This is a genomic window from Cystobacter fuscus, from assembly GCF_044360685.1.
GTDB lineage: Bacteria > Myxococcota > Myxococcia > Myxococcales > Myxococcaceae > Cystobacter > Cystobacter fuscus_C.
Window position 1 is genome coordinate 11,719,710 of the sequence record NZ_CP043491.1, and the last position, 20,107, is coordinate 11,739,816.

The window sequence follows — 20,107 nt, forward strand, 5'->3', positions numbered from 1 at the left end:
GCCGACCGCAGCGACGCGGGATCCGGTGCTTCCTCGTACGCCTTCTCGAAGCGGAGCTGGCGCCGGTTCGCCACGGACAGGGGACGCGACGCCAAGCGCTTCGAGCACTATACTGTCGTCACCGTCTGCTGGAGGCAGTGAGCCCCTTGCCCTGGTGAGAATCCGCATGGCCGACTGCTACCCTGCCCTGGAAAAGCTCGCCTCGCTCAAGGTGCCCCTCGAGCCAGGCGAAGCGCACCTGGTTGCGTTCCTCAGCGAAACGCTGGACGACGAGTACGAGATCTTCGTCCAGCCCTTCTTCAACGGCGACCGCCCGGACATCGTCCTCGTCCGCCGCGACGCCGGAGCCCTCATCATCGAGGTGAAGGACTGGGACCTCTCCGGCTACGCCTACGAGGACAAAAAGACCTGGAGGCTCGTGACGGACGGAGTGCCCATCCTCTCGCCGGTCGAACAGGTCGAGAAGTACAAGTGGAACCTCTTCAACCTCCACGTCGGTCAGCTCCTCGAGAAGAAGATCGAGAACTCGAAGAGCGCGAAGCTCGTCTCCACCGCCGTCTACTTCCACCATGCTTCAGAGGCCGACGCGCGGAAGAAGTGTGAGAAGCCACCGAATACCCATGTCCTGGGAGGAGACTCCCTCACGCGGGAGAGGTGGGTGCGCCTGCTCCGTGACTGTTGGCTCCACCGGCGTTCGCAGTACTGGGACGACGAACTCTACCGCGCCCTGCGCCGTTACCTCGTCCCGCCGAGCCACACCGAGGAGGAGGGGAAGCCTATCGTCTACCGGGGGAAGCAGAAGCAGCTCGTGGAGAGCCGCGCGGGCGTCCAGCAGAAGATTCGCGGCGTCGCCGGCTGCGGAAAGACCCACGTTCTCGCCGGCCGGGCCGTCCGCGCGCACGCCCGGACGAACAGCACCGTCCTCGTATTGACCTTCAACCTCACACTCCGGAACTACATCCGCGACCGGATCAGCGAGGTTCGCCTTCGCTTCAAGTGGGACGCGTTCTACATCAGCAACTACCACGAGTTCTTCAAGTCCACGGCGACCAATCTCTGCCTCGCCATGCCGGAGGCGTTCTTTGAGGCCTGCTCCGACGAAGACTTCTTCGCGCCCGCCGAGCACCTGACGCCCCGCTACCCCGCCATCTTCGTCGACGAGGTCCAAGACTACGAGACCGCCTGGCTCCGCACTCTAAAGCGGTACTTCCTCACGCCCGACGGAGAGTTCGTCGTCTTCGGCGACGAGAAGCAGAACGTCTACGGCCAAAAGCTCGACGAGGAGCGCAGGCCCAACACCACCATCCCCGGACGATGGAACGAGCTCACCGACTCGTTCCGTCTGAACGCTGGGCTCGTCGGCCTGGCTCAGGCCTTTCAGCGGTCGGTCTACGGAGACAAGTACGTCTTCGACGATGAAATCAGCCTCGTCCAGTCGGACCTCTTCCACGCGCCTCCGCTCATCACCTACGGCCACCGCCCCGGCATGACCGCGGCAAAGCTGTTCGAACTCATCCAGGGCCTCGCCGAGAGGCTCGGCATCCACCCCAACGACCTCACGATCGTCTCTCCCCTCATCGACGTCCTTCGCGACCTCGACGACTACTTCCGCAGGGTCGCGGGCGAGAAGACCACGCGAACGTTCGAGACCAACGAGGAGAGAAAGCTACTCGCCGGCCGGCACGGAGAGGACTCGCAGGCGTTCGACCGAGAGGTGAATGACATCCGTCGCGGCCGCAAGCGCCAATTCGAGATGAAGGCCGGAACCGTGAAGCTCTCCACCATCCACTCCTTCAAGGGCTGGGAGGGCCACACCGTCGTCGTCGTCTTGGGTGAGAACGCGGAGCGCCACGAGGAGGCGTGGACAACAGACGAGCTCCTCTACACTGCCATCACCCGGGCCCGCCAGAACCTGGTCGTAATCGATACCGGCAACGGCCGGTACTCCGATTTCTTCGACGCGAACGCAGTCCCACTCCGGCTCTGACACGCAGACGACGGGACGCTTCGTCACCGGGTGATGACGAACCGGCGGCGCTGTCGAACTGCACGTTCAGCCCCTCACGGCCTCGCGCAGGCCCAATGTCGCCTCGCATTCCGCCAGGATTGTCTTGCGCGCCGAAGCAGCGAGCTTCGCGACGTCCGCCTCTGCTGCGCGCTTGGAGAGCGCCAGTGCTATGAGCCGCGCCCATGCACAGAGAGTCCTTCGGCTGGTGGAGCGAGCGCCTGCTCACCTGGCGCTGCCCACGCGTGCACCGCCGCTGGCGCCCGCGCAGGGGCCGCCCGACGTGGGTGAGGACAGGGCGCGGCGCGGGAGCGCGTGCGAGGGGCGGGGAGAGAGGAGGGACGCCCTGGAGGCGGGCCCGAGGGGCGCGGTGCGTGCGCCAGAGCCAGGCCGGGCTCGGGCTGGTCCAGGCGCGCGCGTCCCAGTACGCACCCCGGGCACTCTGCGGCTGCAGAGCAGAAATGCCGGAGCGCAATGTGGGCTTCCATTCATTCTATGCTCGGAGGTGCTTCTGGACGAGTCCGGCGGTCCGCGTCGTCCGCGACGGTAGCCACCTGGCCTTCCTATGCCCGGCACGCGGGACAGCACCACGGGAGCGAACGATGGGCGATGCAAAGAGAGCAGGGCTCGGCGTGGTCTACGTCCGGAGGCGGCTGTCCTCAGTGTTCGGTGAGAGCGCGGAGGCCGAGAGTTCCCCCAAGCAGCAGGAGCGGGGGAGGCGGAGCGTGGCGCTCGAGGCAGCGGCCAGCAAGGAGCCGCAGAAGGAGAGGACGCCGCGAGTGGACTGGGCGCAACTGCTGAGGAAGACGTTCGACTTCGACGTGTTCGCCTGCGTGAGATGTGGAGGCAGGCGGCGAGTCTTGGCGTACCTGAAGGAAGGGAGCGGGGGATGGTGTCAAAGAACTCGTTCCGACATCCCGCCGACTACAAATCGTCTGACACCTTTTCGGGGCCCATCGCCGAGGTGCGTTGAGAGCGCTCCAGCGCGGGCCTGCTGTGGCCATGGAGAAGGCATGTCGCGGCGATACTGGAGGCGATGAAGGCAGGCGGCTTGATCCGGGCCGAGGCCCTCCTCTGCCGCCTGCTTCACTAAGTTCAACGGTGTCTTCGCCCTGGGCGCGAAACTCCGGCCATTTCTGCTCTAGTGCAGAGTCGGAACCTGAAGAAGTGAGCGGCCTGCTCCGCCACACCTTTGTGCCAATACCACTTGGTTACTTCACGCACTCTCCGAGAAAAATTTCCCTCGAAAAGCGCAGAGAGCTTGGGGAAGTGATCGGGTAGTACCAAGCTCCTGCCCAGCTTTTGGGATGCGGGCATGTTGTAGATAACCGCCCAGGCCGAGCATGCCACTTCTGCCATGGCCGTCACCGGCTGGAGCGCGTGGATGTCGTGGTGTAGGAATTGGTTGCGCTTGAGTTCCTTGGGCACCAATCCGTCACCTTTGGCTTGACTGTCCATGGCACTAATAATGGGGCTGGCCTGTTTGAACACTGCCGAGGCATCCCCTTTGAGTGCGGCGGCGAAGCCACGGAAGAAGGTAGGATAATATTGTTATTGACCTGCATGTTCTTGGCTTTGTCGGCGAAGGTATCTACCCACTTCACGGTGCGATCCTTCTGCGCGGACTCTCCCGTGAGCGCGGTCATGGAAATGAAATTCAAGGAGAGCAGGCGGATTTAGAAAGGTCGGTTATTCAGGAATTAAACCCTAGAATCTTCGCGGAAGCTAAATTTCCCCATGAAATCTTGGATAAAAGCTTTGTCTTGATTTAACATCACTGTCACATCAATGTGGGGTGGGCGTTTTCTGGCGCTTGAGGTGGCCTGTGGAATAGCGTATAATAGCCTTCTGGTGGGGCTTTCTGGCAGACTCAAGAATAGTATTTGAAGCCAAGAACGATCGCTTCAGAGCAATGGAGGCTGGAAACTCAAGCAGTTTGCCTGTTTTCTGGTCGCTTTTGAGCAACAATCAGTTGGGGGGACCGTCGGATGCGTATTATTTCACTGTTGGCAGTGTGCAATCTTTCCTTGATTCTATCGGGATGTCCGGATTGTACCAAGGACACGGACTGTAAAGGGAATCGGGTTTGTGAGTACGGAGAATGTCAGGGCGAGGTGGAGTCCCCTTCTTCGACGCCCACCACGTCCAAGAAGCAGTGTGGCGATATAACACTCCAGTGCGGGTGTTGGGGCCCGGCGGGTCCAGGACAGGTGAGTTCGACCAACCTCTGTGCATCCGGCCAGAACATCGTGCAGCCATGCTATGGCCTCGGCTTTTGCGATCCCTATGGTTCGACCATTCCCTGGGGACGGACCTGCTACTGTCCTTGAAACTTCTTCGCGGCGCAGTCCTTTTCGATGATGGGAGTGCCATATGATCGCCCGCAGCATGTCTCTCCTTGGGAGTTGTTTCATGATTTTGCTGCCTGTCGCGGGGCAGGCGGATCTTTCATGTGAACCCATCGGCTCTGGTGGAGCACAGCGCTGCCAGTCAGGTCTTTCGTCATTTCGTGCGGAGACTATCTCTGCTCATCAGTTTCAGCAGATGAGTCAGTGGTGCTGGGCAGCCTCGATTTCGATGGTCTTCTCCCACTATGGGCTCTCTATCCCACAGCAGGATATCGTTTCCCAAGCGTACGGTTCGATCATGAACATGCCAGGGTCCCCAGGAGCCATCGCCCAGAGCTTGAATCGCGATTGGAGAGACTCGCGCGGTGCAATGTGGCGCGTGCGCACCTCGACCCTGAACGCCACGCCTCCCCAGGCGGCGGCGGAACTCGCGAAGGGCCGACCCCTGATCATTGGGACGCTGGGTCATGCGATGGTGCTGACGGCACTCACGTACGATGTGGTCCCTTCAGGCGCGGGCCAGGTCATCCAGGCCACGGTTCGGGATCCGTGGCCGACGAATGGAGGGCGGCGTGTGCTCAGCGCTCCCGAATGGTTTTCCACCATGCTCCTCGTTCAGATCGACGTAACGAAGCTCGGTGATGACGGCGACGTGGAACTGACCTCGGGTCCAGTGTGCCGGACGGTGACGAGAGCCTGTCAGCACCCAGCCCATCCACAGGGAGATGGATCCCCGTGCATGCATGCCCTTCACGCCGTGGACATGCTCCCATGCCCACATGGTTGTCAGTACGGGTACACGGTAGGTCCATGCCATCCTGGTGGAGATGGCGTCCCCTGCTCACACGTCGCACATCCTCTGGGGGATGTCTCACCATGCCAGCACACGCAGCATGCTACGGGAGATAGAATGCAAGTCTGTGATTAGGTTGATCAGGTGGGACATTACGAGTGACACGATGACGAGCCCTCACGCCCGGGGCGCGTGCTTGGGCAACTCGGTGATCATCTCGGAGAACTCCCCTTCCACGGACTCCAGGCGGAGGTCACCCTGGTGGGAGCCCACGATGATGTCGTGGCTGATGGACAACCCCAGACCCGTTCCTTCCCCGGCGCGGGGAAGGTGTCAAAGAACTCGTTCCGACATCCCGCCGACTACAAATCGTCTGACACCTTTTCGGGCGTGCCGGGTGCGCTCCACCCCGGGACCTCAGGGAATCATCACCACGCGGCCGACCACCTGGCCTTCCCGGGCATGGCGATGCGCCCCCACCGCCTCGGCCAGGGGAAAACGCCGGGCGATCTCCACCGGGAGCCGGCCGGAGGCGGCCTCGTGCAGGAGCATGTCCACCGTCTGGTAGACCTCGGGCCGCGTGAGCAGGGGTCCCATGAACACACCAAACAGGGACTGGTTGGCTTGCAGCGCCGGCCAGAGATCGAGCGTCAGCGCGGAGCCTCCGGCATTGCCAACGAACACCAATCGCCCCTCGGGCTTCAAGGCGGCCAGGGACACGGCCAGGGTACTGCCCACCGGATCGACGACCAGGTCCGCTCCCAGTCCGTCCGTCAGGCGTTTGACCTCCGCGGCCACGTCCTCCTTGCGATGATCGATGGCGTGCGCGAGGCCGAGCTCCCGCAGGCGCGCTGCCCGTGCCTCGCCCGACACCGTCGCCAGCACCCGGGCCCCGGCCTGGTGGGCGAGTTGGATCGCCGCGAGTCCGACGCCTCCCGCACCGGCCTGGACCAACACCGTCTGGCCCGAGCGCAGCGCGCCCCGGGCGAACAGGCAATGGTGGGCCGTGCCGAACGAGATGGGCAGCGCGGCGGCCGCCGCGGCGTCGAGCCCCTCGGGCACGAGCCAGGTCTGGGCGGCCGGCACGGCGCGCAGGGCGGCGTGGGAGCCGGCCATGTCGAAGCTCGTCACCCGCTGGCCCACGCGGCGATGGCGCACCGCTCCGCCGACCGCGACGATCCTTCCCGCCGCCGCGTAGCCGACCACATAGGCGGGGTGGGGCGGCGGCATCATCGCGCGGTGGATGAGGTCGCCTCCCTCGATCGAGATCGCCTCCACCTCGATCACCACGCCATCGTCGGCGCAGACCGGGTCCTCGATCTCCGCGTACCGCAAGACCTCCGGGCCGCCCGCCACGTCGTAGACCGCTGCCTTCATCGCGCTCCTCCTCGAGTGGGGAAGTCCATACCAGGACGGGCCCGGGGAAGGTGTCAAAGAACTCGTTCCGCCTCTACGCAGCCCGGACGGTTCAGCCCGCGTCGGTGGCGAAGCGCAGGCGGTTGCCGTCCGGGTCGACCAGCAGCATTTCGCGGGTTTCCCATTCCGTATCGTGCGGCGGCTGCTCGATCGGCACCCCCGCGGCGCTGAAGGCGCGATGCAGGGCGTCGACGTCCTCGACGATGAAGTACACCGCGCCGCCGACCTCGCAGTCGCCGCTGTGCTCGGTGAGGAAGATCGTCTGGCCATCGCGGGTGAGTTGGGCGAACAGCGGCAAGCCGGGCTCGAAGCGGTGTTGCCAGTCGATGACGAAGCCCAGACCCCGCACGTAGAACGGCAGGGTGGTATCAGCGTGACGCATGCGCAGCTGCGGGATGACGGTCTGGGGCATGGCGGCGGCACCGAAGGCGGAACTCCTGCATATCACGTTCGAGGTAGTGCCGGCCTCTGGCCAACCTCGGGGACACCCACCTCGGGTCCCCGCTCCAGTGTCCTTGCGAACGAGGGCGCCGTCCACTGGCTGGAGGCGAGAAGACGCGCACGCCGTTGGCCGCGTCCCAGAGCAGGCGAGATGGGCGAGAATGCATTGCGTTTTAGACCAGTGGTCTATACCATTGGTCCATGCCACTCGAGCGGTTCTACAAACTTCCCGAGGCCCGACGCGCCGAGCTGCTGCGCATCGCGCTCCATGAGTTCACGGAGAAGGGAATCGAGGGGGCCTCGCTCAATGCGATCCTCGCGAAGGCGGGCCTGAGCAAGGGGGCCTACTACTATTACTTCGTGGACAAGGAGGACCTCTTCACGGCCGTCGCGGAGGACCTGTACGACCGCCTGGAGGCGCAGCTTCCGCCGCTTCTGCCCCAGCAGCCGGTGAGTGCCGAGGAATTCTGGCCGAGCCTGGAGCAGACCTTCTCGGCCTGGCTGTTGGCGGCTTGCAAATTCCCCGAGTTGCTCGGCGCGTTCCGTCAGCTCGGCCAGCAATTGCGCGCGAGCCCGAGGTTGGCCCCAATGCTGCGTCGTCGGCAGGAGGAGCAGTTCCGCTCGGTCATCCAGTTGGGCCGCAAGCTCGGTTGCGTGCGCACGGATCTCCCGGTCGAGCTGCTGGTCTCGCTGATGGTGGTGAGCGACTCCGCGCTCGACGAGGCGCTCGTCGCCGGCCGCAAGACGTTGAGCGAGGCCGTCGTGCGCAAGCACGCGCGGGTGGTGTTCGACACGTATCAGCGCCTGCTGCGCCCTTGAGTGCAGTGTGTGCGCCGAAACCGCGCACTCGAACCGAAGGAGGAATGAACATGAAGGTGATCATCTCGGGAGGTGGAATTGGCGGCTTCGCCCTCGCGCGGCTTCTCCGCGACGCGGGCCATGACTGCCTGGTGATCGAGCGGGCGCGCGAATTCCGCCCGCAGGGCCACTTCGTTGCGCTGAAGGCCGAGGGCGTGACCATGCTCGACCGGCTTGGGGTGCGCGAGGAGTGCGAGGCCCGTGCGCTTCCGCTCTCGGGCCGGGTGCGGTTCCGCACACAGGGAGGGCAGCTCCTGCGTGCCGAGCACCTGGCCGCATTGAACGCGGGATTGGGGGGGTTCCTCCCGATCCGGCGGGCCGATCTCCACGATGTGCTCCACCGGCGCGTGCGGGACGACGTCGACGTCCGCTTTGGGACCGAGGTCACCGATTTCCGCGAGGAGGCCGGGCGCGTGACCGTGGTGCTCTCCGATGGCCGCGAGGAGTGGGGAGACATGCTGATTGGCGCCGATGGAGTCCACTCGAAGGTGCGCAAGCGGCTCTTCGGCGAGAGCGGAGAGCTTCTGCTCGGAGGCAGCTACGTCGCCATCGACATCGATGTGGCGCATGGGCTCGAGCTCGGGGAGATCTCGGCGTATCTCGGCCGCGGCAAGATGGTGGCGATGGTCCCGAGCGCACCGGGGCGCCTCTCGGTGATCGTGTACCACGGCGGGGAGCTCCTCCGGCCGAAGCTCCGGGGGGCCACCGCCACGCGAGCGTTCTTCGCCCGTGAGTACAACGCCTTCGCACCGGAGGTGCGCACCGCCTTCGCGAGGATCGACGACCAGAGCTTCGTGTTCGTCGACGACATCAAGATGATCCGCCTCGACTCCATCGTGCGCGGGAGGGTCGGCCTGCTGGGTGACGCCGCCGCGTGCCCCACGTTCCTGTCGGGGATGGGGAGTGCCTTCGCGCTCCAGAGCGCCGCCGTGTTGACCGAGGCGCTGAGCACCACCTCCGACGCCCAGGCCGCGCTCGCTACCTACTCGGCCCGCGTGCAACCCATCGCCGAGCGGCTCCAGCGCAAGGCCCGGTGGATGGGGTCGATGATTCTTGGACGGAACCGGGCGGTGGTGGCGGTTCGCGATTCCTTCCTCGCGCTCACGCCTCGTGGCTGGATGATGGAGGGGATGCGAAGCTTCTACAGCGCGCGCCGCGAGGGCGCTCGGGCCGCGTGACGTGGCTTCCCGGCTCGAGTGGGAGTGAGCATGTGACGATCTCGGCTTCACCTTGTTCGAAGCGCTGCACCGCCTCGCTCGCGAAGGTCTCGGCGGAGAGGACGGGCGATCCAGCTCCCTCCGCGGGACGCCGAGCCTGACTCCTCTTGTCGAGTCCGGTCGCGACGATGGGCGGCGCGATCTCAATCATGGCCTACGTCACCCACCGCCGGATGCACCTCGCGGCGGGACTGCTGTGCACCAGCAACGACGGGCTTGCGCAGATCGCGGAGCAAGTCGGCTACGAGACGGAGGTGACGTTCAGCAAGGCGTTCCGCGTCTGGGCTGGCGAACCACCAGGGCACTACAGAAGGCGAATGCGAGAAGCTGCGCGATGACCACGCACGGAGGACGCCTGCCAAGGTGAGCTTCGGTGCCCCGGTCGCATACTGCCCGGCGTCCATGGTATCGGTTTCATCGCCCGCATGACGACGACCCTCTACTTCTCCCGCAACCCCAACCCGCGACTCGCGGTGGCCGTGGCCCGGCATCTGGCGGCGCCCGTCAGCTTCCAGTTCGCGGAGCCGCTGGCGCCAGGCCAGGCCGAGCGGTACCGGCACCTGAACCCGTCGCTGCGCCTGCCCATCCTGGCCGAGGAAGGCGGGTCGCTGTGGGAGGCGGATGCGATCGCCTGCCGGCTGTCGCAGCTGGTGGGGTCGGACTTCTGGCGCACCGGCCACGACCTGCCCGGCATGATCCGGTGGGTCAGCTGGGCGCGCGACCACTTCATGCGCGCCTGCGACATGGTGCACTTCGAACGGGGTACGAAACCGCGCTACGGCCTCGGACCGTTCGACCAGGCCGCGCTGGACGAAGGGCTGTCGCATTTCCATGCGAGCGCCACGATCCTCGAGGACCAGCTACGCGACCGCGACTGGCTGCTGCCGAGCGGGCTCAGTTATGCGGACTTCCGCATGGCGGTGTTCCTGCCGTTCAACGACGTGGCGCGCCTGCCGCTCGCGGACTACCCAGCCGTGGACCGGTGGCACCAACGGCTGATGGCGCTGCCGGCGTGGGCGGATCCGTTCGCGGGCTTGAGCGCGCCGGAGTTGCCGCCGGTGCCGCGGTGATCTTGCTCTCTCGCGCGGAGCAGGCCCCGGCGGCTCCGTTCGTTCACGTGACGACAGGAGCCCGGGCCCGCGGGTCGTCCGCGAGCCGTCAGTGAATGGGCCAGGAGTGCTGTCTCAGCCCACGGCCTTCACGTGCTTCTGGTACTCCGTTCCATCGGGCGCCAGGGTCGTCCGCGCGCGGTAGGCGGCGAGGTGTTCCTCGCGCGCTTGTGCCGCGGCCTCGGGTGAGCGGTGCTGCCAGCGCCACAGCTCGGCATTGCCCAGCGCGATCAGCGGAAGCAGCGCGGTGCCCGACGCGGGCGGAATGCCCAGGGCGTCGGCGGCCGCATCGCCCTGGAACGTACGCGTCAGGGTGTCGAGCATCTGCCGGGCCATGGGGATGGTGAAGGGCGAGCCCTTCACCGAGCAGAGCACCTGCGCGGTGGAGTCCAGCAGGGCCGCGGTCAGGGCGCGTGTGTGCTCGTCCGGCGGCGTGAGGGTGGAGTCGACCAGGTCCAGCAACTCCCCGGCCTGGGCATGGTTGCGCACGGGCAGGAAGAGGCTCTCGTCCAGGCCCAACAGGTAGCCGACGTACCACCAGTGCCGGTAGAGGGTCTCCTGCTGCGGCTCGGAGAGGAAGAAGCCGAGCGCGTCCAGGGCGCGGCAGGGCACCACGGTGAAGTCCAGCCAGGTGCGCGCGACGTCGGTCTGGTTGATGGGGACGCCCCACTGCTGGCGCTCCCAGCCGTGTTGGAGCGCGGTGGCGCGCACCCGGGCGTGCAGCAGCCGGACCTGGGCGGTGTGGATGTAGCCGGGCGCACCGCGCACCAGCCCTCCGGGCAGCATGCTGTGCATGTTCCAGATGCCTGTCTCCAACAGCCGCCTCGACGCCTGGGTGGCGAGCTGGCCGGTGCGCGTGAGCAGCCGGGCGATGGCGGGCGCACGGTAGGTGTGCACCAGCGAGCCGGCGGAGAAGGCGAGGTCGTGCCAGAACGGTGGAATGGACTGGGACACGACGTCGCCCTGGAGCAGCGCCTCGCGGTCGACCCACTCGGGCACGGTCTCGAGCTGACGCAGCAGCGCGGCGATGGCCGGCGGTGGATCCTTCAAGCTGTCCAGGCCGTTGACGAGGCCGGCGTCGAGCTGCTCCCTGCCGGCCTTGCCCAGCACGTCCAGCTCGCCGATCACCGCGTCCGCGAGGGGATCTCCCACCGACACCATCCGTGCCATGAGGTCCGCCCTCTGGCCATACCGGGCCCGCGCGGCCTCGTGATGCACCCACCTGCCGGGCAACCCGCTGTCCTGCTCCGTCGCGCTCATGATGCTCTCCCTTGTCCTGGTTCACCGCCGAGCCTCGGCCAACGGGGTTGCTGGCCGATCGTCCAGTCCTTGTATCACCAGGAGCTGGACGATCGTCAAGTGAATGCTGGACGATCGGCCAGTGGGTTGCTGGACGCTCGTCCAGTCCATACAGTGGCCGGAGAGGAGGAAGGATGAGGGCGGAATCGGAGCAGACGCGGGACCGGATGATCCGCACGGCGCTCGAGCTGTTCACGGAACATGGCTACGAGGGCGCGTCCATCCAGATGATCGCCACGGCCATGGGGTTGTCCAAGGCGGCGGTGTCCTACCATTTCCGCACGAAGGAGGATTTGCTGGCGGCCGTGGCGGAACCGGCGTTCACGGATCTGCAACGGTTCCTGGACGAGGCGGAGGCCGAGCCGGGGAGGGCGGCGCGCTGGCGCATGGCGGTGCGGGGCTATGTGTCGCTGCTGGTCAAGCATCGAGGGCTGCTGACCCTGTTGGAACAGGATCCGATCGCGGCGGCGAGCCCGGTGGTCAGCGAGAAGATGGAGCGCTTCGCCGAGCGCATCCGGCTGCTCTTCGGGGAGGAGTCGATGACGCCCGAGGACCAGGTGTACCTGGCGGTGGCGCTCGGTGGGTTGCGCAACGCGGCGGCCTGGTTCCCCTCGTTCCCGGACACGGAACTCAACCAGTACCTGCTGTCGGCCGCCGAGCGGATCCTCGGGCGCACCGCGCCGCGGGCGCGCCGGTAGGCCCCTGGGAGTTGGTTCACGTGGCGACACGAGCCCGGGCCCAGGGGGTCTCCACCCACAGTGCACCGGCATGGCTCACAGTTCGTGGGCTCCCATCAGCAACCTTCCTCTGCCCCTCTGCTCCCCCCCGCTGCCCTCCACATTGCCCCCATTCCTCTTATGCGCTTCTCACGGCGCCAGAGGCTTCGGTTGCCGTGACCCGCGCGGCCTTCAGTCCTCGAGATTTTGACACCCTCGTTGATTTCCGAGGCGACTCACCGACCTTCCTCCGCGCGCCGGGACCTCGTGCAGAGCCCTGCCCGAAGGCCCTCGGACGGGCGGGTACACATTCTGCATTCCCGCTGGACATGACATCGAGAAGCCTTGGCCTCCTTACCTCGTTGATGCTGTCCGCCTGTGTCGAGAACCCCGTCGACGAGGTCTGCCGGGAACAACCCTGTCCGGCCGTCTACACCCCGCCCGTGTCGCTCGTCGTGAGGTCACCCGCTGGACGATCACTCCCTGATATCACCGTGACGGGAGTGGAGAACCCTTCGTGCGCCCGCTTCGGGCCGGATGAAATCTCCTGCTTCATCGGCACGGGGCCGGGCCAGTATGTCCTCGACATCCAGGCGGAAGGCTTCCATCCAGTCCACCTGGAAGTGAATGTGCCCCAGGAAGAGCAGACGGCGTGCAATTGCTGCTCACCCGGCTATGCGCCACAGGCCTTGAGGCTCCGGCTCGACCCCGCGACCTGAGCGCACGAAGCGCCCCCAGCGCAGGCACCCGGGTCCCGCCCAGGCGCCCTGCTGGCGTGCGCGGAAGAACATAGAGCAGAAGTGCGATGCACGCTCGGAAACGCATGGCGACGTCCTCCAACCAGAGCGGCACGCCGCTCACTCCCCCGCGTCCACTTCCTCCGCCGCGGGCTCCCCCTGCTCGCGCGCCGCCGCGCGGGCGATGGCGTGCGCGGACATGGGCGCGGTGAGCATCAGGAACACCGCCACCAGCAGCGCCCGGCCCATCAGCGGCCACTGCCCCGAGCCCACCGCCCCCATCAGGATGATGACGACGCCCACGAACACCGCCTGCCCCGCCGCGTGCACCCTCATGAGGATGCCCGGCAGGCGGATGATGCCCACCACCGTCACCGTCACCGCCACCAGCCCCAGGAGCACCAGCGCGTCCGCCACCCACTTGAGCGCCTCGGCCCTCATCGCGGCCCCGCCTTGTTCCCCCTGCCGCTCCCCCGGCCAGGGCCCGAGAATCAGCCGCCCCATGCTCCAGGTGCCTCGCACCACGTCCACCAGCACCGCGCCCACCAGCACCCCGAAGGCCCACAGCCGCCTCGGCCCCACCGCCCCCGGCGTCCGCCCGTCCAGCAGCCAGCGCCCGCTCCACGCGAGCAGCCCCGCCGACACCACGCTCCCAGCGCCAGCTCCGCCACCGACACGTGGCCCACCATCAACACGAACACCCCGGTGAGCAGCACCCAGGGCATCACCCAGCCCCTCATGGCCCCCCGCCCCCCGCGAGCGCCCCGGTCACCCGGGCACTCACCGCGAGCAGCGGCTCGGGCCACACGCCCACGCCTACCCCCACCAACGCCAGCGCCAGCACCACCCCGCTCGCCGCCCCGTCATGCGCCTCGCGCGCCCGGGCCTCCACCCAGTACAGCCGCTGGAAGGTGCGCGCGAGCGCCACCAGCGACAGCACGCTCGAGAGCACGACGAAGCCCGCCAGCCACCAGCGCTCGCCGAGCAGCGCCGCGCGCAGGAGCTCCGTCTTGGCGAGGAAGCCCAGCCGGGGAAGGTGTCAAAGAACTCGTTCCGACATCCCGCCGACTACAAATCGTCGGACACCTTTCCCGCGGACACCTTTCCCGCGACACCTTTCCCGCGAGGGTGGCATGCGGATGGACATTCAACCGATGTAGACGCCTCCAACTCCATTCGTCACTCGACGCGCGACCCGGATTGCCTCGAGGATATTTTGAATCCAGAACGCCACCCCCGGGCGGCTTTTCGTCTCGCGGCAGATGGCATCGAGGTCGGCGAGGATTCGCCTGGCTTCCGACTCCAACACGTCGAGTTCTGCCGCTCCCTCGGCCCATACCTCTCCGTGGTGGAGGAGCGGCAACATGCGAAGACCACGGCGCTCGAGTGCCAGCGAGCCCCAGAAGAGCTGGCGGGCTGTTTCGGGTCCAGCAAGCTCATTGAACGGCGGAGCAATCTCCTCATCGAGGAAGGTGGGCGGACTTTCCGGATGCTCGCGCCGGTAGGCAAAAACGTTGAGGCTCATCGCTTTCGCGGCCTGTATCCGAACTCAGCGGAGAAGGTCCAGCCCGGGAAAGCAACCCGCAGGCGCGCCAGTTGCGCATTCACCGCGCTCCGAAGCGCGGACCCATCCCCTTCAATACGAAACACATACTTCCGGGTGGGGAGGACATCGGACAACGCGGGTACGCTCCGGGTCGCTTCGGGAGTCGCGCCCATCTGGGTCCCGACGCCCTCGGCCGGAATGCGTTGCAGCCGGTTGACGGTGGCGTCATGGATTTGACGTTCGGCCCATTTCTGGGGTGTCTGCTGAGGAGCGGTCTTTCCTGGGGGGATGAAGTTCAACCCGGCCGCGCTCTTGTCCTCGTACAACACGCCGCCCCGCATCTCGTCGGGGTTGCCGACTGGGCGTCCGTTCCGGTCGACCACCACGAAGTCGCGTGGCGAGCCGTACCTCCGGTCCACATGAGTTTGAACGGCTCCCATCAAGCTGGCGAAGAACAGGCCCTTCGGATCCAGCAATCGCGAGACAAGACGGTCCTCGAACTGATGCCACATGATGGGTTGCCCGCGCAGGCTGCGATACACGGCGTCAACAACCTCACGGAATACCGTTGTGCCTTCAAAGACAACCACACTTGAAACGATGCGGCTGAACAAGTTGGCGCCGAGCCGCTGAACCGCGGGGTTGCCTCCCAGCCGCTGGAACAATTTTTGGCTGAGATTCCCGCCGGCCCGTGCCGTGATGACATCCACTGCGGCATCCACGCCCACCCGGACCCAGTCGACGCGATCTCCCAGCGCCGTGCGCACCCCAGCCTGCGCGAGCTGTGCCACGACGGGTGCGGCGACCGTCAGGGTGTTGACCGTTGTCAGTGCGGTCGTGGCTCCCATCTCGATGCCGAAGGCCGTCGTAGTGGCAGTGAACCCCAAGCCACCGGTCCCGATCGTGGCGAGCACCCCGAGCGTGATGAATGAGGCGTTGCGCGTGAACTCGAGGGCGGTCACCGCCGTATCGCTGCCGTTGATGATGCCTTCTTGGTACCGCCGCCACAGGTCGCGTGCCGCCTCCGACGCACGCTCCGCGCGCAGTAAGTACGTCAGCGCGCCTGACAGGTGCGACGCCGCGAGTCTGGCCCGCACCGTATCCGTGGCTTGCCGCACCTCGGTCACACGCGCGTTCAGCTCTGGACCTGGGTCCTGAACACGGCCGAACAGATGGACTACGGGGGAGACAACCCAATGCTCCCGGTTGGTCTGCTGCTGATACCGATAACTCTCGAGCGCCGTCTCGGCTGAAATCCGTACGCGTGATGCTGCCTGCGTCAACTCTCTCGCCGCTGTGTTGCGGAGCGCGAGAACCTGTTGGTGCGTGAGGGAATGACCTTTCCCATTGAGCTGGAGGGTCCCCCCCGAGTGGCCTTTGCCGATGCGGTCAAGTTCGCGCAGAAGGGTAGCGAATGTGTCCGGACTGAGTGGATCGCGCGTGAAGGAGGGTTGGGCACCTTTGGGTGGAGGGCTCGTCATGGGACGGGTACTCCAGCGATCGGACGCTCGGATGCGCTCTTCAAGACGAGCACAGGCTATCACGGCGTATAAGCGAGGTGGGGGACCCTGTTGAGGCTGAGGGATGGGTTGGAGGCGCCTGCGCCAGGATTCGAGCAACTCCTCGAGGCCGCCGTCCACGGATGGACCCGGGACGAGGCGCCATCCGAAGAAGCCCATGGGCCGCCGTGCTGGAGGCCAGCCCGAACACAAGCTCGTGGAGCGCCGAATCCCAGCTCGCGCTCGCTGCCTGAGTCGGTGAACGGTTACCCCAATGGGTTCTGACGTCGAGGAGACTCGCGGGTGCCAGAGCGAGGCGGCTCGGCGTGGGAGAGCACCAGCAGCGGGGCTCAGGCGTGGTGGGGCACGGCAGGGAGCGGCCGCGCCGCTCACTCCCCCGCGTCCACTTCCTCCGCCGCGGGCTCCCCCTGCTCGCGCGCCGCCGCGCGGGCAATCGCGTGCGCGGACATGGGCGCGGTGAGCATCAGGAACACCGCCACCAGCAGCGCCCGGCCCATCAGCGGCCACTGCCCCGAGCCCACCGCCCCCATCAGGATGATGACGACGCCCACGAACACCGCCTGCCCCGCCGCGTGCACCCTCATGAGGATGCCCGGCAGGCGGATGATGCCCACCACCGACACCGTCACCGCCACCAGCCCCAAGAGCACCAGCGCGTCCGCCACCCACTTGAGCGCCTCGGACATCATCGCGGCTCCTCCTTGTGCACCGCGTGGTGCCGCGTGGCCGCCACCGTCTGCACGTAGGACACGAGCGCCAGCACCAGCGCCGCGTCCAGGTAGCCCGTCACCCCGCGCCACGCGCCGAACAGCCCCAGCACCGCCACGAACACCAGCGCCAGCGTGTCCAGCGCCAGCACCACGTCCAGCGTCGAGCGCGCCCGCGCCGACACCACCACCAACACGCCGAGCAGCCCCATCAGCCACACCAGCGCCACGTAGAAGACGACGTCGTGCATGCGCTCGCCACCTCCCGCTTCAGGGGAACACCGCCCGCTGGCGCTCCCGGTAGAACCGCTCCAGCCCCGCGCGGAACTCCTCCGCCCGCGACGCATCCGCCAGGTGGAAGCGCATCACCCGCCGCTCCCAGTCGATTCCCAAGAGCACCGAGCCCGGCGACATGCTCGCCAGCAGCGCCGACACCCGCGCCCCTCCGTCCGTGCGCTCCCCCAACGCCACCTCCACCTCCCCCTGCCGCTCCCCCGGCCGGGGCCCGAGCATCAGCCGCCCCATGCTCCAGGTGCCTCGCACCACGTCCACCAGCACCGCGCCCACCAACACCCCGAAGGCCCACAGCCGCCTCGGCCCCACCGCCCCCGGCGCGCGCCCGTCCAGCAGCCAGCGCCCGCTCCACGCGAGCAGTCCCGCGGACACCACCGCCCCCAGCGCCAGCTCCGCCACCGACACGTGGCCCACCATCAACACGAACACCCCGGTGAGCAGCACCCAGGGCACGACCCAGCCCCTCATGGCCCCCCGCCCCCCGCGAGCGCCCCGGCCACCCGGGCACTCACCGCGAGCAGAGGCTCGGGCCACACCCCCACCCCCACCCCCACCAACGCCAGCGCCAGCACCACCCCGCTCGCCGCCCCGTCATGCGCCTCGCGCGCCCGGGCCTCCACCCAGTACAGGCGCTGGAAGGTGCGCGCGAGCGCCACCAGCGACAGCACGCTCGAGAGCACGACGAAGCCCGCCAGCCACCAGCGCTCGCCGAGCAGCGCCGCGCGCAAGAGCTCCGTCTTGGCGAGGAAGCCCAGCGACAAGGGCAAGCCCGCGGAGCTGAAGGCCGCCGCCGCGAAGGCCGCGCGCGAGCGAGTCCCCGGCAACCCCATGGCGAGGAACAGCACCGCCTTGTCCAGCGAGCCCGACAGCGCGAGCAGCACCGCCGCCGCCACGCCCGGCCCCGGCCCGAGCCCCAGCGCCGCGAAGAGGTAGCCCGCCTGGGCGATGGACGCGTACGCCAGCGTCTCCGCGGGCACCTGCCGCGCGAGCGCCAGGAGCGAGCCGTACACGAGGCTCGCTCCGCCCAGCACCGCCAGCACCTCGGCGCCATGCGCGAGGGTGTCGCCGAGCACCCCCGGGCCCAGGCGCACCAGCGCATAGCTGCCGATGTTCACCAGCGCCCCGGCGAAGATGGCGGCGATGGACGTGCTCACGCCCCGGTACACCGCGGGTGCCCAGAAGTGGAACGGGAAGAGTCCCAGCTTCACCCCGAAGGCGCTGAGCAGCAGCGCCCCCGGCACCTCGAGCCGGCGCGTGTGGGGGCTGGCCACCCACTCGGCGATGCCTCCCATGTCCAGCGTCCCCGTGGCCTGGTAGAGCATCACCACCGCGGTGAGGAAGAGCACCGAGCCCATGAGGTTCACCACCACGAAGGTGAAGCCCGCGCGCAGCGCCGGGGCGCCCCGGCCGTAGCTCGCCAGGGCGAAGGCCGCGCCCATGGACAGCTCGAAGAAGACGTAGAAGTTGAACGCGTCCGCGGTGAGGAACGCCCCGTTGAGCCCCGCGGCCAGGAAGAGCACCAGCGCCGGGAAGCTGCGCGTGCCGATGCCCTCGAGCAGCTCGCACAGCAGCGCCCCGGCGAGCACCGCGTTGGTCACCACGCAGAAGAGCACCGACAGCGCATCCGCGCGCAGGCGGATGCCCATGCCCACCGGCCACCCTCCGGCGACCACCTCGGGCACGGGGCCGTGCAGGGCCGCGGGCAGCAGGGCGAGGCTCGCTCCGAGCACCCCCACCATCCCCACCACCGCCAGGCCCGCCACGGCCTTCTTGCGCCCGTCCAGGAAGGACAGCACGGCGGCGAGCCCCCACGCGCCCACCAGGGGCAGCACGAGCGGCATCAGCGCTCCTCCGGCTCGGGCGGCTCCCGGGTGTGTGACTGCTCCTCCTCCAGCTCGGCGTGCACCACGTCGCGCAAGTCCAACGAGCCGTGCTGCTCGTGCATGCGGTAGACGAACGCCAGCAGCAGCGCCGAGGTGGCGAAGCCGATGACGATGGCGGTGAGCGCCAGGGACTGGGCGAGCGGATCCGTCATCACCGGAGTGGCGCCCTCGCCGTGCAGGGGCTCGCCGCGCTCGGGAAAGCCCGTGGAGAGGATGAAGAGGATGGCCGAGTTGGTGAGCAAGAGCCCCCCCGCGGCCATGCGCACCAGGTCTCGCTTGAGCGTGAGCAGCACGCCCACGCCGAAGAGCAGCCCCACCGTGAGGGCCACGGCGGCATTCACGCAGGGCTCCAGGTCACGAGCGGAAAGAAAGGCCGGCACATCGGTCGGTTCCCGGATTGAGGAAGGGACCCTGGAGGTAGGAGCCTCCTACGTTCCGGGGAGTCCTCCCGTCATACAGGGGGAGGCGCTCCAGGTGCCCCGGCACGAGCGAGGGAGGTCGCGGGCGCGTCCGTTAGGGAACGTTCCGCAGAGCAAGCACCCATCAGGGCGCGAGCCAGAGCGCGCCCAGCCCGAGTTCCACCGCCTCGAAGGGCTCGGCGCGCACCCGCACGTCTCCCGCGTGGGTCGTCGTCCGGGCCCAGACCCCCGCGTCCCGCCGGAAGACCTCCAGCGTGCGCGCGAGTGGATCGATGAGCCACGCATGACCCACGCCCTCGCGGAAGTACACGGGGAGCTTCCGGTGCCGATCCACCCGCGCCGTGGAGGGTGACAACACCTCGCACACCCAGTCAGGCGCGAGCGGGACGAAGGGCTCCCGCGCGGAAGGCGGCTGGGGCATGCGCTCGCGGCGCCAGCCCGCCAGGTCCGGCACGAGCACATCCCGCCCCAGGTGCAACTCGGGCTCATCCAGGAACCACCAGCCTCCCGGCCCTCCACGCCCGAGGAAGAACGGGCCTCCCAGCTCGACACCCAGCAAGAAGGCGCAGTGACCATGGCCCACCGCGGGCCGGGGTGAGGCCAGCAGCTCGTCCTCCAGCAACTCGCCCACCCACCCGTCAGGCAGGGCCTCGATGTCCTCGTACGTCGCCGGCTTCTTGCCCCGCCCCATCTTCAACCCCTGTCCCATGCCCCGCGCCTCCTGGAGGATTCAACACCCGTGGGACCCTGTTCTTCCCCACTCCTCCAGTCTACCCGGCCGTCCGACATCCGAGGTCGG

The 20,107-nt window shown here is 67.4% G+C and carries 22 protein-coding genes and 1 pseudogene; 9 read left to right on the forward strand and 14 right to left on the reverse strand.

The features are described from left to right. Nucleotides 1-166: 166 nt before the first annotated feature. A complete protein-coding gene (locus F0U63_RS48065; protein ID WP_395842099.1) occupies nucleotides 167-1,987 on the forward strand; it encodes an NERD domain-containing protein in 1,821 nt (606 codons plus the stop codon). 1,113 nt (nucleotides 1,988-3,100) lie between these two features. Here F0U63_RS48065 and F0U63_RS48070 read toward each other — a convergent pair. After that, a complete protein-coding gene (locus F0U63_RS48070) occupies nucleotides 3,101-3,496 on the reverse strand; it encodes an alginate lyase family protein (RefSeq protein WP_395842101.1) in 396 nt (131 codons plus the stop codon). A gap of 921 nt (nucleotides 3,497-4,417) precedes the next feature. Between F0U63_RS48070 and F0U63_RS48075 the strand changes: the two genes are divergently transcribed. Then, nucleotides 4,418-5,281, forward strand: coding sequence for a papain-like cysteine protease family protein (locus tag F0U63_RS48075; RefSeq protein ID WP_395842103.1), 864 nt, complete (start codon nucleotides 4,418-4,420; stop codon nucleotides 5,279-5,281). 282 nt (nucleotides 5,282-5,563) lie between these two features. Here the strand turns inward: F0U63_RS48075 and F0U63_RS48080 are convergent, their stop codons facing one another. Then, entirely contained in the window at nucleotides 5,564-6,523 is a 960-nt protein-coding gene (locus F0U63_RS48080; protein WP_395842105.1) for a zinc-binding alcohol dehydrogenase family protein, read from the reverse strand. A 91-nt stretch (nucleotides 6,524-6,614) separates the two neighbouring features. Further along, nucleotides 6,615-7,211, reverse strand: coding sequence for a bleomycin resistance protein (locus tag F0U63_RS48085; RefSeq protein WP_395842107.1), 597 nt, complete (start codon nucleotides 7,209-7,211; stop codon nucleotides 6,615-6,617). Here F0U63_RS48085 and F0U63_RS48090 point away from each other — a divergent pair. The 4 genes from F0U63_RS48090 (at nucleotide 7,205) to F0U63_RS48105 (ending at nucleotide 10,148) form a co-directional block, all read left to right on the forward strand. Next, a complete protein-coding gene (locus tag F0U63_RS48090; protein WP_395842109.1) occupies nucleotides 7,205-7,822 on the forward strand; it encodes a TetR/AcrR family transcriptional regulator in 618 nt (205 codons plus the stop codon). The genes F0U63_RS48085 and F0U63_RS48090 overlap by 7 nt on opposite strands. Before the next feature lie 50 nt (nucleotides 7,823-7,872). After that, nucleotides 7,873-9,039, forward strand: coding sequence for an FAD-dependent oxidoreductase (locus F0U63_RS48095; RefSeq protein WP_395842111.1), 1,167 nt, complete (start codon nucleotides 7,873-7,875; stop codon nucleotides 9,037-9,039). 188 nt (nucleotides 9,040-9,227) lie between these two features. After that, nucleotides 9,228-9,416 carry a helix-turn-helix domain-containing protein gene (locus tag F0U63_RS48100; RefSeq protein WP_395842113.1) on the forward strand — a complete coding sequence of 63 codons (189 nt, stop codon included), beginning with the start codon at nucleotides 9,228-9,230 and terminating at the stop codon, nucleotides 9,414-9,416. A gap of 87 nt (nucleotides 9,417-9,503) precedes the next feature. Then, nucleotides 9,504-10,148, forward strand: a complete 645-nt coding sequence (locus F0U63_RS48105) for a glutathione S-transferase family protein (RefSeq protein WP_395842115.1) — start codon at nucleotides 9,504-9,506, stop codon at nucleotides 10,146-10,148. 114 nt (nucleotides 10,149-10,262) lie between these two features. Here F0U63_RS48105 and F0U63_RS48110 read toward each other — a convergent pair whose 3' ends face one another. After that, nucleotides 10,263-11,447 (reverse strand): oxygenase MpaB family protein, encoded by a 1,185-nt coding sequence (locus F0U63_RS48110; RefSeq protein ID WP_395842117.1) that lies wholly within the window; start codon nucleotides 11,445-11,447, stop codon nucleotides 10,263-10,265. Nucleotides 11,448-11,620: 173 nt separating this feature from the next. On the opposite strand from F0U63_RS48110, the gene F0U63_RS48115 reads away from it, so the two are divergent. Beyond that, nucleotides 11,621-12,184, forward strand: coding sequence for a TetR/AcrR family transcriptional regulator (locus F0U63_RS48115; protein WP_395842119.1), 564 nt, complete (start codon nucleotides 11,621-11,623; stop codon nucleotides 12,182-12,184). A gap of 347 nt (nucleotides 12,185-12,531) precedes the next feature. Beyond that, nucleotides 12,532-12,921, forward strand: coding sequence for a hypothetical protein (locus F0U63_RS48120; protein ID WP_395842121.1), 390 nt, complete (start codon nucleotides 12,532-12,534; stop codon nucleotides 12,919-12,921). Nucleotides 12,922-13,059: 138 nt separating this feature from the next. Here F0U63_RS48120 and F0U63_RS48125 read toward each other — a convergent pair whose 3' ends face one another. The 4 genes from F0U63_RS48125 to F0U63_RS48140 form a co-directional block, all read right to left on the reverse strand. Further along, on the reverse strand, nucleotides 13,060-13,587 hold the full coding sequence (locus F0U63_RS48125) for a cation:proton antiporter (protein WP_395842123.1): 528 nt from the start codon (nucleotides 13,585-13,587) through the stop codon (nucleotides 13,060-13,062). An 88-nt stretch (nucleotides 13,588-13,675) separates the two neighbouring features. Continuing rightward, nucleotides 13,676-13,891 carry a hypothetical protein gene (locus F0U63_RS48130; RefSeq protein ID WP_395842125.1) on the reverse strand — a complete coding sequence of 72 codons (216 nt, stop codon included), beginning with the start codon at nucleotides 13,889-13,891 and terminating at the stop codon, nucleotides 13,676-13,678. 195 nt (nucleotides 13,892-14,086) lie between these two features. Further along, nucleotides 14,087-14,464, reverse strand: coding sequence for a hypothetical protein (locus F0U63_RS48135; protein ID WP_395842128.1), 378 nt, complete (start codon nucleotides 14,462-14,464; stop codon nucleotides 14,087-14,089). After that, complete coding sequence (locus F0U63_RS48140) at nucleotides 14,461-15,966, reverse strand: hypothetical protein (RefSeq protein ID WP_395842130.1); 1,506 nt, start codon at nucleotides 15,964-15,966, stop codon at nucleotides 14,461-14,463. Before F0U63_RS48140 ends, F0U63_RS48135 begins: the two co-directional genes overlap by 4 nt. A gap of 112 nt (nucleotides 15,967-16,078) precedes the next feature. Here F0U63_RS48140 and F0U63_RS48145 point away from each other — a divergent pair. Beyond that, nucleotides 16,079-16,216 (forward strand): annotated as a pseudogene (locus F0U63_RS48145) (DUF6444 domain-containing protein); the annotation flags it as partial. A gap of 157 nt (nucleotides 16,217-16,373) precedes the next feature. On the opposite strand, the gene F0U63_RS48150 reads toward F0U63_RS48145, so the two are convergent. From F0U63_RS48150 to F0U63_RS48175, 6 genes are all read right to left on the reverse strand, one after another. Further along, nucleotides 16,374-16,694 carry a cation:proton antiporter gene (locus F0U63_RS48150; protein WP_395842132.1) on the reverse strand — a complete coding sequence of 107 codons (321 nt, stop codon included), beginning with the start codon at nucleotides 16,692-16,694 and terminating at the stop codon, nucleotides 16,374-16,376. Continuing rightward, nucleotides 16,691-16,963, reverse strand: coding sequence for a monovalent cation/H+ antiporter complex subunit F (locus tag F0U63_RS48155; protein WP_071902390.1), 273 nt, complete (start codon nucleotides 16,961-16,963; stop codon nucleotides 16,691-16,693). The genes F0U63_RS48150 and F0U63_RS48155 overlap by 4 nt, the downstream gene beginning before the upstream one ends. 19 nt (nucleotides 16,964-16,982) lie before the next feature. Next, complete coding sequence (locus tag F0U63_RS48160; RefSeq protein WP_395842135.1) at nucleotides 16,983-17,474, reverse strand: Na+/H+ antiporter subunit E; 492 nt, start codon at nucleotides 17,472-17,474, stop codon at nucleotides 16,983-16,985. Beyond that, nucleotides 17,471-18,847, reverse strand: a complete 1,377-nt coding sequence (locus F0U63_RS48165; protein WP_395842137.1) for a complex I subunit 5 family protein — start codon at nucleotides 18,845-18,847, stop codon at nucleotides 17,471-17,473. Before F0U63_RS48165 ends, F0U63_RS48160 begins: the two co-directional genes overlap by 4 nt. Then, nucleotides 18,847-19,230, reverse strand: coding sequence for a sodium:proton antiporter (locus F0U63_RS48170; RefSeq protein ID WP_395842139.1), 384 nt, complete (start codon nucleotides 19,228-19,230; stop codon nucleotides 18,847-18,849). Before F0U63_RS48170 ends, F0U63_RS48165 begins: the two co-directional genes overlap by 1 nt. A 202-nt stretch (nucleotides 19,231-19,432) precedes the next feature. Next, nucleotides 19,433-20,017 carry a Uma2 family endonuclease gene (locus F0U63_RS48175; RefSeq protein WP_395842141.1) on the reverse strand — a complete coding sequence of 195 codons (585 nt, stop codon included), beginning with the start codon at nucleotides 20,015-20,017 and terminating at the stop codon, nucleotides 19,433-19,435. Nucleotides 20,018-20,107: the final 90 nt, after the last annotated feature.

Coding starts and splice junctions, on each gene's coding strand:
- F0U63_RS48065 (WP_395842099.1), top strand. CDS start 167: ATGGCCGACTGCTACCCTGCCCTGGAAAAGCTCGCCTCGCTCAAGGTG.
- F0U63_RS48075 (WP_395842103.1), top strand. CDS start 4,418: ATGATTTTGCTGCCTGTCGCGGGGCAGGCGGATCTTTCATGTGAACCC.
- F0U63_RS48080 (WP_395842105.1), bottom strand. CDS start 6,523: ATGAAGGCAGCGGTCTACGACGTGGCGGGCGGCCCGGAGGTCTTGCGG.
- F0U63_RS48090 (WP_395842109.1), top strand. CDS start 7,205: ATGCCACTCGAGCGGTTCTACAAACTTCCCGAGGCCCGACGCGCCGAG.
- F0U63_RS48095 (WP_395842111.1), top strand. CDS start 7,873: ATGAAGGTGATCATCTCGGGAGGTGGAATTGGCGGCTTCGCCCTCGCG.
- F0U63_RS48100 (WP_395842113.1), top strand. CDS start 9,228: ATGGCCTACGTCACCCACCGCCGGATGCACCTCGCGGCGGGACTGCTG.
- F0U63_RS48105 (WP_395842115.1), top strand. CDS start 9,504: ATGACGACGACCCTCTACTTCTCCCGCAACCCCAACCCGCGACTCGCG.
- F0U63_RS48110 (WP_395842117.1), bottom strand. CDS start 11,447: ATGAGCGCGACGGAGCAGGACAGCGGGTTGCCCGGCAGGTGGGTGCAT.
- F0U63_RS48115 (WP_395842119.1), top strand. CDS start 11,621: ATGAGGGCGGAATCGGAGCAGACGCGGGACCGGATGATCCGCACGGCG.
- F0U63_RS48120 (WP_395842121.1), top strand. CDS start 12,532: ATGACATCGAGAAGCCTTGGCCTCCTTACCTCGTTGATGCTGTCCGCC.
- F0U63_RS48135 (WP_395842128.1), bottom strand. CDS start 14,464: ATGAGCCTCAACGTTTTTGCCTACCGGCGCGAGCATCCGGAAAGTCCG.
- F0U63_RS48140 (WP_395842130.1), bottom strand. CDS start 15,966: ATGACGAGCCCTCCACCCAAAGGTGCCCAACCCTCCTTCACGCGCGAT.
- F0U63_RS48150 (WP_395842132.1), bottom strand. CDS start 16,694: ATGATGTCCGAGGCGCTCAAGTGGGTGGCGGACGCGCTGGTGCTCTTG.
- F0U63_RS48155 (WP_071902390.1), bottom strand. CDS start 16,963: ATGCACGACGTCGTCTTCTACGTGGCGCTGGTGTGGCTGATGGGGCTG.
- F0U63_RS48160 (WP_395842135.1), bottom strand. CDS start 17,474: ATGAGGGGCTGGGTCGTGCCCTGGGTGCTGCTCACCGGGGTGTTCGTG.
- F0U63_RS48165 (WP_395842137.1), bottom strand. CDS start 18,847: ATGCCGCTCGTGCTGCCCCTGGTGGGCGCGTGGGGGCTCGCCGCCGTG.
- F0U63_RS48175 (WP_395842141.1), bottom strand. CDS start 20,017: ATGGGACAGGGGTTGAAGATGGGGCGGGGCAAGAAGCCGGCGACGTAC.